The sequence below is a fragment of the Streptomyces sp. P5F9 genome (assembly GCF_057961495.1).
In genome coordinates, this window is record NZ_JBXVPZ010000222.1 from 1 (window position 1) to 7,929 (window position 7,929).

At 70.9% G+C, this 7,929-nt stretch carries 7 protein-coding genes; 5 read left to right on the forward strand and 2 right to left on the reverse strand.

Going from position 1 to position 7,929, the window contains the following annotated elements; all coding sequences use genetic code 11:
- Positions 1-86: 86 nt before the first annotated feature.
- Positions 87-365: a hypothetical protein gene (locus tag AC31A1_RS29740; protein WP_489656281.1), complete on the forward strand. Its 279-nt coding sequence runs from the start codon at positions 87-89 to the stop codon at positions 363-365.
- Positions 366-822: 457 nt separating this feature from the next.
- Here AC31A1_RS29740 and AC31A1_RS29745 read toward each other — a convergent pair whose 3' ends face one another.
- Positions 823-1,317 carry a MarR family winged helix-turn-helix transcriptional regulator gene (locus tag AC31A1_RS29745; protein WP_489656282.1) on the reverse strand — a complete coding sequence of 165 codons (495 nt, stop codon included), beginning with the start codon at positions 1,315-1,317 and terminating at the stop codon, positions 823-825.
- 175 nt (positions 1,318-1,492) lie between these two features.
- Here AC31A1_RS29745 and AC31A1_RS29750 point away from each other — a divergent pair, with 175 nt between their 5' ends.
- From AC31A1_RS29750 to AC31A1_RS29760, 3 genes are all read left to right on the forward strand, one after another.
- Positions 1,493-2,551, forward strand: a complete 1,059-nt coding sequence (locus tag AC31A1_RS29750) for an EamA family transporter (RefSeq protein WP_489656283.1) — start codon at positions 1,493-1,495, stop codon at positions 2,549-2,551.
- Positions 2,552-2,553: 2 nt separating this feature from the next.
- Positions 2,554-3,711, forward strand: a complete 1,158-nt coding sequence (locus AC31A1_RS29755; protein ID WP_489656284.1) for a sigma-70 family RNA polymerase sigma factor — start codon at positions 2,554-2,556, stop codon at positions 3,709-3,711.
- Positions 3,712-3,797: 86 nt separating this feature from the next.
- Complete coding sequence (locus tag AC31A1_RS29760) at positions 3,798-4,556, forward strand: SDR family NAD(P)-dependent oxidoreductase (protein ID WP_489656285.1); 759 nt, start codon at positions 3,798-3,800, stop codon at positions 4,554-4,556.
- 66 nt (positions 4,557-4,622) lie between these two features.
- Here AC31A1_RS29760 and pepN read toward each other — a convergent pair whose 3' ends face one another.
- Positions 4,623-7,196 carry an aminopeptidase N gene (gene pepN, locus AC31A1_RS29765; RefSeq protein WP_489656286.1) on the reverse strand — a complete coding sequence of 858 codons (2,574 nt, stop codon included), beginning with the start codon at positions 7,194-7,196 and terminating at the stop codon, positions 4,623-4,625.
- Between the two features lie 112 nt (positions 7,197-7,308).
- Here pepN and AC31A1_RS29770 point away from each other — a divergent pair, with 112 nt between their 5' ends.
- Entirely contained in the window at positions 7,309-7,782 is a 474-nt protein-coding gene (locus AC31A1_RS29770; RefSeq protein WP_489656287.1) for a DUF1203 domain-containing protein, read from the forward strand.
- The last annotated feature ends 147 nt before the right edge of the window (positions 7,783-7,929 follow it).

A 7,929-nucleotide genomic window follows, 5' to 3' on the forward strand; every position in this document is an offset into this window, starting at 1 on the left:
GTGGTGGAGGGGGTCCGTGAGGGGCGTGCGCCCCATACGGCACCCCCGGGCGCGCGGTCCGTTCGGGCGTTCGCTACTTTTGCGGGGTGGACAAGAAGAACGCCCTGCGCGCCGGTGCCCTGGCTGCCGGTACGACGCTGATGATGCTGCTCATGACGTCCCCCGCGCTCGCGCTCACCCGCGACGACGGTGACGACCCGGGCAATGGCCTGAGCGTCGCCCAGACGCTGGGGCTCTATGTCCTGATCCCGCTCGCCCTGTTCGCGGTCATCGCGGGCCTGGTCATGGCGCTGGACAAGTCCAAGGACCGCGCGCCGAAGGCCAAGTCCGGCAAGACCGGCACCGCTGTCGACGCCAAGGTCTGACCTCACCTTTTCCGGAAGGCGCCCACATCACCCACGGCGGTGAGGCGGGCGCCTTCGGCATGTCCGCTTCCGCTCACGGGCTCGGTGCCGTCAGACAGCGCGGGTCAGGGCCCTGCCGAGCGGTTGGGAGGCGGCGAGGGCGGTGCGAACCGGGGACACGCTTCGGGCGACCGGTGGCACCTGGGACCTGTCCGGAGGTGCCCGGCATCCGCTCGGCACCGCGACCCCGGACCTCCTCGATACCTGCCACGCCGAACGCCACCCCGTCGGCAGGTCGGTCCTCCGCGGCAGCGGTGGCGTCCGTCTCGCCATGGTCGGGACCCGGCGAGCGACCGTCGTACGGCACCGCCGGTGCGCCTGGACGGTTGCGTGGCGTGGGCCGCGGACACCGCCGAGCCGGTCGCGGTCGAGGCGGCTCTCGTCGCGCACGTCGGCTGAACAGGCCTGTCCGGAGCGGTCATCGCTCCGTCGAGGTCAGCAACTTCCGGAGCAGGTCGGCCAGTTGGGCGGCCTCTTCGGCGTCGAGGCCGGAGAGGGCCGCCGTCTGGGTGGCGAGGCCTGAGCCGACCGCCTCGTCGATGAGCGCCAACCCCTTCTCCGTCAGGGTGACTTGGAGGCCCCGGCGGTCGTGCGGGTCGGGGGAGCGGCGGAGCAGGCCGGCCCGTTCCAGTTTGTCGAGGCGGCCGGTCATGCCGCCCGTGGTGAGCATCAGGGTCGCGGAGAGCTCGCGCGGCGAGAGCGTGTAGGGCTCGTCGGCCCGGCGCAGGGTCGCGAGGACGTCGAACTCGCCGCGGGAGATGCCGTGCGGGACGTACGCCTTCTCCATGCGGTCGCCCATGGCCCGGGCGAGCCGGAAGATCCGCCCGAAGACCTCCATCGCGGCGGTGTCGAGGTCGGGCCGCACCGCCGCCCACTGCTCGACGATCGCGTCGACGGGGTCCTTGTCGTTCATGGGGTCGAGTATCCGCCGGTCAGTAGGTCGGTCGCAAGAAAGTGGATCAAGGGTCAGTGGATCGTGGGTCAGTGGGTCAGGAGTAAGCGGCTTGACGCTAAGTTGCTTAGCAGTAAGCTAATCACCGTCGACCTACTTCGACCTCCGCCGGCCCCTGCTGAAAGGCGCGTCTCCCATGGCCAGTCGTCCGGTCCTGACGGCCGCCCTCACCGCCCTCGCCCCCGTCTCCTGGGGCACCACCTACGCCGTCACGACCCAGTTCCTCCCGCCCGACCGCCCCCTCTTCACCGGCCTGATGCGCGCCCTCCCCGCCGGTCTCGTGCTCCTCGCGCTTGCCCGGGTGCTGCCGCGCGGTGCCTGGTGGTGGAAGGCGACGGTGCTCGGCGCGCTGAACATCGGTGCCTTCTTCCCGCTGCTGTTCCTGTCGGCGTACCGGCTCCCGGGTGGCATGGCGGCGGTCGTCGGCTCGGTCGGGCCGCTGATCGTCGTAGGCCTCTCGGCGGTGCTGCTGGGGCAGCGGCCCACGGCCCGGAGCGTGCTCACCGGTGCCGTCGCGGCCTTCGGCGTCAGTCTCGTCGTACTGAAGGCGGCCGGGGCGCTCGACCCGGTCGGGGTGCTCGCGGCCCTCGCGTCCACCGCCTCGATGTCCACCGGCACCGTGCTGACCAAGCGGTGGGGCCGCCCCGACGGCGTCGGCCCGCTCGCCCTCACCGGCTGGCAGCTCACCGCGGGCGGGCTGCTGATCGCGCCGGTCGCCTTCCTGGCCGAGGGGGCGCCGCCCGCGCTCGACGGCCGGGCGGTCGGCGGTTACCTGTACCTCGCGCTGGCCAACACGGCGGTCGCGTACTGGCTCTGGTTCCGCGGCATCGGCCGGCTCTCCGCGACCCAGGTCACCCTCCTCGGCCCGCTCTCCCCGCTGACCGCGGCCGTCGTCGGGTGGGCGGCGCTCGGGCAGGCGCTGACGGCGGTGCAGGTGGCGGGGATGGCGCTGGCGTTCGGGGCGACGGTGGCCGGGCAGATCGGGGCGCGTACGCCTCGGGTTCCGGTTCGGGGAGTAGCGTCACGCGGGAACGCCGTGACGCAACACCGGAGGCGCCCGTGGCCGATGAATCCTGCCCCAGTTGTGGCAAGCCGCTCACCGCACGGGCGGGCCGTACCGGTCGGCGTTCCGTCTACTGCTCCGCCGCCTGCCGGCAGAAGGCCTACCGGGAACGGCAGGGGAGCGGCGGAGTAAGTGTGCACGGCCTGATCAAGGAGATCGGGCGGCAGGTGGAGGAGCTGGTGCCGCAGCCGCCCTCCGTCTTCTACTCCGGGGTGACGGAACTGTCGTCGTCCGTCGCGCGGCTCCGGCGAGTGGCCCGCACGGCGCGCGATACCGCTCAGGAATCCGTCACCCCTGTGACCGTTACGGAAGTCCCGCTCGACGAAGGCGACTTCGCGGCCCTCGTCGAGTCCCACCGGCGTGAGATCCAGGTCCACTGCTACCGCATGACCGGGTCGTACGACGACGCCGAGGACCTGGTGCAGGAGACGTTCCTGCGGGCCTGGCGGGCGCGGGACACCTTCGAGGGGCGGGCCGGTGCCCGTACCTGGCTGTACCGCATCGCCACCAACGCCTGCCTGGACTTCCAGCGCCGTACGGCCCGCCGCCCCAGGCGCTACGAACCGTTGCCCGGCATGAACCACGGCGGCGGGGAGCCACTCGCCCGTATCACGTGGCTACAGCCGTACCCCGACGACGAGTTGCCCTCCGCCGAGGAGCAGCCGGAGGCCGCCGTGGTCTCCCGCGAGACCCTCGAACTGGTCTTTCTGGCCGCCGTACAGCATCTCCCGCCGCGCCAGCGTGCGGTGTTGGTGCTGCGGGACGTGCTCGGGCTGACCGCCGTCGAGACCGGCGAGGCGCTCGGCATGACCGTGGCCTCGGTCAACAGCGCGCTGCAACGGGCCCGCCCCACCCTGCGCGACCGGCTGCCCGGCCGCCGCGCGGACTGGACGGCCGCCGGACCCACCGAGCACCAACGCGCCCTGGTCAAGCGGTACATGGCCGCCGCCGAACGCCTCGACCTGTCCGAGGTCGCCGAGCTGCTCAGCGAGGACGTCACGCTCACCATGCCGCCGAACCCGTTCTGGTTCACCGGCCGCGACGCGCTCCTGGAGTTCCTGACCGTGAGCCTGGACGCCAACTCGCCCATGTTCCTCGGCCATTGGCGCCACCTGCCCGCCCGCGCCAACGGGCAGTTGGCGGCCGGGGGTTACGTCCGCAGGCCCGGTACGACGGTCTACCGCGCCCAGGTCCTCGACGTCCTCCGCTTCGACGCCGACGACCGGATCGTGGAGATCACGTCCTTCGAACCGCACCTGTTCCCGGCCTTCGGACTGCCGCTGCGCCTGTGACCGACGAGGGGTGACCGATGAGTGGCCGGTCCCGCGTGCGTCTGTATGGCCGACTCGAACGACACACGACCCGCAAGGAGTTCACCATGCTGCTCACCGACAAGACCGCGGTCGTCTACGGCGCCGGCGGCTCGATCGGCGGTGCGGTCGCCCGCGCCTTCGCCGCCGAGGGAGCCCGCGTCCACCTCGTGGGGCGCACCCGGGAGACGCTGGAGGCCGTGGCAGGTGACATCAAGGACGCCGAGGTCGCTGTCGTCGACGCCCTCGACGAGAGCGCCGTCACGGAACACCTCGCCCGCGTCGGCGACATCGACGTGTCCTTCAACCTCGTCTCGCGCGGCGACGTCCAGGGACTGCCGATCACCGAGATGCCCGTCGACGACTTCCTGCGGCCGGTGATCAACGGCACCCGGGCCAACTTCATCACCGCCCGCGCCGCCGCCCGCCGGATGGCCGAGCGGGGCAGCGGCGTCGTCCTCACCCTCAACAGCGGTTCCGCGCACGGCAGTCCGATGATGGGCGGCACCGGTCCCGCCGACGCGGCCACCGACAGCCTCGTGCGCAACCTGGCGATGGAGGTGGGCCCGCGCGGGGTGCGTGCGGTCGGGATCTGGGCCGCGGGCATCCCCGAGACGCTCACCATCGAGAAGCTCGGCAAGGTCAACCCCGACCTCAACGAGGCGGCGATCCAGGGCATCCTCGACCACCTGTCGAGCCTGCGCATGACCCGCCGCAACCCCACCCTCGCGGAGATCACCGCGACCGCCGTCTTCCTCGCCTCGGACCACGCGGCGAGCATCACCGGCACGTTCGTCAATGTCACGGGCGGGATGTTCCCGGGCTGAGCGGCACACGAAAGGGGGCGCCCGGCAGAACACCGGGCGCCCCCTTCGACGTACCGCTTAAGACGACTACGACGCGGCCGCGTCCGCCGCCTGGGCCTTCAGCGCGCGCTCCACGCCCGAGCGGGACTCCGAGACCAGGCGGCGCAGGGCCGCGTTGGGCTCGGCGGTCGTCAGCCAGGTGTCCGTGCGGTCCAGGGTGTCCTGGGAGACCTGGACCGACGGGTAGAGGCCGATCGCGATCTGCTGGGCGATCTCGTGCGAACGCGTGTCCCAGGCATCCTTGACGGCGGCGAAGTACTTCTCCGTGTACGGCGCCAGCAGTTCGCGCTGGTCCGTCTGGACGAAGCCTGAAATCACCGCTTCCTGAAGGGCGTTGGGGAGCTTGTCGGACTCGACGACCTGCGCCCAGGCCTCCGCCTTCGCCTCCTCGGTCGGGCGGGCGGCACGGGCGGTCGCCGCGTGGCGCTCACCGGCGGCCGTCTTGTCCCGCTCGTACTCGCCGGCGATCTCCGCCTCGTCGAACCGGCCCACGGACGCGAGGCGTTCGACGAACGACCAGCGCAGCTCGGTGTCGACGGCCAGCCCCTCGATCGTCTGGGTGCCCTCCAACAGGGCGTCCAGCAGGTCGAGTTGCTCCGGCGTACGGGCCGTGGACGCGAACGCCCGGGCCCACGCCAGCTGGTGGTCGCTCGCGGCCTCGGCGGAACGCAGGTGTGCCAGCGTGGCGTCCGTCCACCGGGTGAGCAGGGCCTCGCGGGCGGCCGGGTCGGCGTACAGCTCGATCGCCAGCTTCACCTGCCGCTGGAGCGACTGCACGACGCCGATGTCGGACTCCTTGCCGATGCCCGACAGGACGAGCGACAGGTAGTCACGGGTGGCGAGTTCGGCGTCCCGCGTCATGTCCCAGGCCGAGGCCCAGCACAGGGCGCGGGGCAGCGAGGACTCGAAGTCGCCGAGGTGCTCGGTGACGAACGCGAGGGACTGCTCGTCGAGGCGGACCTTCGCGTACGACAGGTCGTCGTCGTTGAGCAGGACGACGTCCGGACGACGCTTGCCCACCAGCTGCGGTACGGCGGTGAGTTCGCCGTCCACATCCAGCTCGACGCGCTCGTCGCGCACCAACTTGCCGGTGTCCTCGTCGAGTTCGTACAGGCCGACGGCGATGCGGTGCGGGCGGAGCGTGGGCTCGCCCTTGGCGCCCTCCGGGAGCGCCGGGGCCTCCTGCCGGATCGCGAAGGCGGTGATGACGCCGTCGACGTCGGTCTCGATCTCCGGACGCAGGATGTTGATGCCGGCCGTCTCCAGCCACAGCTTCGACCAGGTCTTCAGGTCACGCCCGGAGGTCTCCTCCAGCGCGCCGAGCAGGTCGGACAGGCGGGTGTTGCCGTAAGCGTGCCGCTTGAAGTACGCCTGCACGCCCGCGAAGAACTCGTCCATGCCGACATACGCGACGAGCTGCTTCAGGACGCTCGCGCCCTTGGCGTACGTGATGCCGTCGAAGTTGACGAGCACGTCGTCGAGGTCGTTGATCTCGGCCATGATCGGGTGGGTGGAGGGCAGTTGGTCCTGCCGGTAGGCCCACGTCTTCATGGAGTTGGCGAAGGTCGTCCAGGAGTGCGGCCAGCGCGACTGGGGGGCATAGGCCTGGCAGGCGGCCTCGGCGTAGGTGGCGAACGACTCGTTCAGCCACAGGTCGTTCCACCACTCCATGGTGACCAGGTCGCCGAACCACATGTGGGCCAGCTCGTGCAGGATCGTGGAGGCCCGCACCTCGTACGCGGCGTCCGTGACCTTCGACCGGAACACGTACTGGTCGCGGATGGTCACCGCGCCCGCGTTCTCCATCGCGCCCGCGTTGAACTCCGGGACGAACAGCTGGTCGTACTTCTTGAACGGGTACTGGTAGGCGAACTTCTCCTGGAACCAGTCGAATCCCTGCCGCGTGACCTCGAAGATCGCGTCCGAGTCGAGGAACTCGGCGAGCGAGGGCCGGCAGTAGATGCCCAGCGGCACGCTCTGCCCGTCCTTCTCGTACACGCTGTGCACGGAGTGGTACGGCCCGACGATCAGCGCGGTGATGTACGTCGAGATGCGCGGCGTCGGCTCGAACACCCAGGTGTCGTCCCGGGGTTCGGGCGTCGGGGAGTTGGAGATGACGGTCCAGCCGGAGGGCGCCTTCACGGTGAACTGGAAGGTGGCCTTGAGGTCGGGCTGCTCGAAGGAGGCAAAGACCCTTCGCGCGTCCGGGACCTCGAACTGGGTGTAGAGGTACGCCTGTTGGTCGACGGGGTCGACGAACCGGTGCAGTCCCTCACCGGTGTTGGTGTACGCGCAGTCGGCGACGACCCGCAGGATGTTCGGCCCTTCCAGCAGCCCAGCCAGCGCGATCCGCGAGTCCTTGAAGACCTCGGCGGGGTCGAGCGGGTCGCCGTTCAGCGTCACCTCGTGGACGGCCGGGGCGACCAGGTCGATGAAGGACTCGGTGCCGCCCTCCGTCACATCGAAGCGCACCGTCGTCGCGGACCTGTAGGTCCCGCCCTCCTGCGCGCCGGAGAGGTCGAGATCGATCTCGTACGAGTCAACGGTGAGCAGCGTTGCCCGCTGCCGCGCCTCTTCGCGAGTCAGGTTTGTGCCAGGCACGCGGTCATCTCCTCGTTATGTGTGGGTTGCGCCATCCTTCCACGGGACCTGTACAGAGCGCGATGTCCGGTTCCCGCCGGTGAGCGGGGCGGACGAGCGCGAGCCTGGGGGCATGACGACGTACACGGCACGACCCGTCGACCCGACGGTCCTGAAGGAGCTGCGCTCTGCTGACGATGCGGGGCGCCGAATGGTTCCCGTGACGGATGAGGAGGGCGGCGCTCCGCTCCGCTGCTGCCTGCGCCGCAGCGAGCCGGGCGAGCGGATCGCCCTTGTCTCCTACGCCCCGCTGCGGCGCTGGGCGGCGGAGACGGGGGCCGCGCCGGGCGCGTACGACGAGCAGGGGCCGGTGTTCATCCATGCCGGGGAGTGCGGGGGGCCTGCGGCCGGCTCCGGGTATCCGTTCGCGAACGCCCACCGCGTACTGCGCCGGTACTCGGCCGAGGGGCACATCCTTGGCGGCGAGCTGGTCGACACCCTGGACGACGAGGCCATCCGCAGGGCCTTCTCCGACCCGTCGGTGGTCCTCGTCCACATCAGGGCGGTGGAGTACGGGTGCTTCTTCTTTGAGGTGCGCAGGGCGTAGCGTCCTCAAACGCCGGACGGGCTGGAAGACCAAGCCCCGGCCGGGGTCGAATTCAGCCTCTCCGGCGTTTGAGGAGCGGGGTCTGGGGCGGAGCCCCAGAAGGATGGGACGGGTAGGGGCGGCGGGGGCGAAAAAAACCAGGCCTCA

Excerpts from the sequence above, each read along its gene's own strand:
- AC31A1_RS29745 (WP_489656282.1), bottom strand. The coding sequence starts at position 1,317 with ATGAACGACAAGGACCCCGTCGACGCGATCGTCGAGCAGTGGGCGGCG.
- AC31A1_RS29770 (WP_489656287.1), top strand. The coding sequence starts at position 7,309 with ATGACGACGTACACGGCACGACCCGTCGACCCGACGGTCCTGAAGGAG.
- AC31A1_RS29750 (WP_489656283.1), top strand. The coding sequence starts at position 1,493 with ATGGCCAGTCGTCCGGTCCTGACGGCCGCCCTCACCGCCCTCGCCCCC.
- AC31A1_RS29760 (WP_489656285.1), top strand. The coding sequence starts at position 3,798 with ATGCTGCTCACCGACAAGACCGCGGTCGTCTACGGCGCCGGCGGCTCG.